This window comes from Streptomyces sp. NPDC051105 (genome assembly GCF_040682795.1).
Classification (GTDB): Bacteria; Actinomycetota; Actinomycetes; order Streptomycetales; family Streptomycetaceae; genus Streptomyces.
In genome coordinates this window covers 1-2261 of sequence record NZ_JBFBBR010000058.1, presented here as the reverse complement: position 1 = coordinate 2261, position 2261 = coordinate 1, and the positions used below count along the sequence as shown (strand labels likewise).

Annotated in this window: 2 protein-coding genes and 1 pseudogene; all 3 read left to right on the top strand. The window is 31.3% G+C overall.

The genetic code is table 11. The features are described from left to right. Positions 1-1016, top strand: a 1016-nt coding sequence (locus AB0N16_RS41625; protein WP_365806017.1) for a hypothetical protein, incomplete at its 5' end; no start/stop codon positions are given. Continuing rightward, positions 1009-1518, top strand: coding sequence for a glycosyltransferase family A protein (locus AB0N16_RS41620; protein ID WP_365806016.1), 510 nt, complete (start codon positions 1009-1011; stop codon positions 1516-1518). The genes AB0N16_RS41625 and AB0N16_RS41620, both read left to right, overlap by 8 nt. A gap of 189 nt (positions 1519-1707) precedes the next feature. Continuing rightward, positions 1708-2261: pseudogene (locus tag AB0N16_RS41615) on the top strand (IS3 family transposase); the annotation flags it as partial.

The window sequence follows — 2261 nt, the reverse complement described above, 5'->3', positions numbered from 1 at the left end:
CCCTCAGCAGCCACGACCAGGCGACGACCGAGCAACTGCGGAGTGCCATGGTGCACTACGGATTTATCAAAACTGAAGAAATATTTGCGAGGTTTATAAAGAAAATTCTTTATTTAGGAATATTTGTAGTTTTAATTGGTATTATCTTATACTTAGGAGGCTATCCTCTAAACAAATTTTTGGGAATAGATGAAATTTACTACGCTAAGGGGGTAACTACTTTACTTAATAATTTTGATGGCAGATTTGGATCAGATGTATTTGGAATTTCCGTAACACGTATGGGATCAATTTATTTTGAACCAATAAATTTGGGGTATTTAATATTTTCTATGCTCATTATATCCTTTATTTTCTTTAATACCCAAAAATTAAAATATATAAATTTATATAGACTGATTTTATTGATAGGTGGAATATTAACTTTTGGGAAAGGTGCTATGCTTCTAGCTATAGGGGTGATGGTTGCAGGTATCGGACATAAATTATTTTTAAAATTCGTTCCAAGAAGTAATGAAATGAATGTTTTTAGAAATCTTTTTATATTGTTAACTATTATTATGTTTATTGGTGGAAATTATTATTTCAAAACTTTTGGAGGAGCTGTAGGGAATCACTTTTATGCAATCCAAGGGACATTGGATAGTATAAGTCATCGACCAATTGGTTTTGGATTAGGTGTGGGAGGAAACGCCTCAGCAGTATTTACAGGGGGAGAACTTGATTTTACTACTGGATCAGAAACAGCCTTATTATCATTTGTATACCAAATAGGTGTACAAGGTGCTATTGCTTTAATATGTGTATTCTACTTTATGAGTAAAGAAGTGTTGGAAAAAGTACAGAAGAATTCACAATTCAAAAATAGATTTTTATTTTATGTTCCAATGATATTGATTTTTGTTAGTATATATCAAGCTAATACATATACCCCACAATGTATAACGTTGTTAATGATTACTTTGGGAGGATTTGTAGGAATGAGAGACAGGAGAAGGAAAAAATATAATGGTTAAATTTTCTATAATTATTCCAGTATATAACTTAGAAAATTATTTATATCGCTGTTTAGAATCTGTTCTCAATCAAGCTTATAATGATTTTGAGATTATACTTATTAATGATGGTTCAGATGATAATTCACTTAATATTATCGAAGAATTTAAAAATCAATATTCTAGTAAAATAAAAGTAATTTCTCAAGTGAATCAAGGAGTATCATCAGCAAGAAATAAGGGACTTCAAGAAGCTGAAGGGGAGTATATAATTTTTATAGATGGGGATGACTACATTGATAGTAATCATTTAAGTAATATTCTTGAATATATAGGAAAATCAAAAAATTCCTTTATTCTAAATATTCTATTTGTAGAGACCGGGGAAACTACTTGGGTTATTCCCAAAGCAAGTAAGAATTATGATTGTAGTTTTTATGGAACTCTTATGAATATTTTAGATAATCATAGATATCAAGGCTTTTTGTTTAATAAAATATTTAGTAATTCAGTAATGAATTGAAGTTTAAAGAAAATTTATATTATGCGGAAGATACGGAGTTTGTTATTCGATACCTTTTGGAGTGCAAAAGAGAGAATCGGATTTAGTTGCTAATATAATTAATTCTCTAACATATCATTATGTTCAAATAATGATGTTATCCTTAAATCTTAGAGTCACTATTGTATAATTTAGACAAAGGACAAAAACATGCAAAAACGCTACTCAAAAGAATTTAAAGAAACCCTTATCGCCTTTTATCATTCTGGTCAATCCGTCACCCAGCTGTCTAAAGAATACGACGTGGCCCCTGCAACAATTTATAAATGGATAGACCTCTACTCTAAATCTAATGAAAGCTCCGTCTCTAAAGCTGATTTTCTAGAATTAAAAAGACAACTGGCTAAAGTTAAGGAAGAACGAGACATCTTAAAAAAAGTATTGACCATATTCGCCGAGAAAAAGAAGTGAGTGCTGCGGATATGGCTCATACCATACAAACTTTAGCACTCAATGTCAGACTAAGCTGTCAACTCCTTGATGTTCCTGAATCAAGTTATTATGAACAGATTAACCGACATCCATCTAAAACTCAATTAAGGAGACAATACCTGTCACTCAAAATTTCTCAACTCTTCAATACTAACCGAGGAATCTATGGTGCTCCTAAAATTCATCATCTTCTACTTAAACAAGGGGAAAAAGTCGGGTTAAAACTGGTACAGAAGCTAATGAAACAACTTCAACTCAAGTCTGTAGTCATT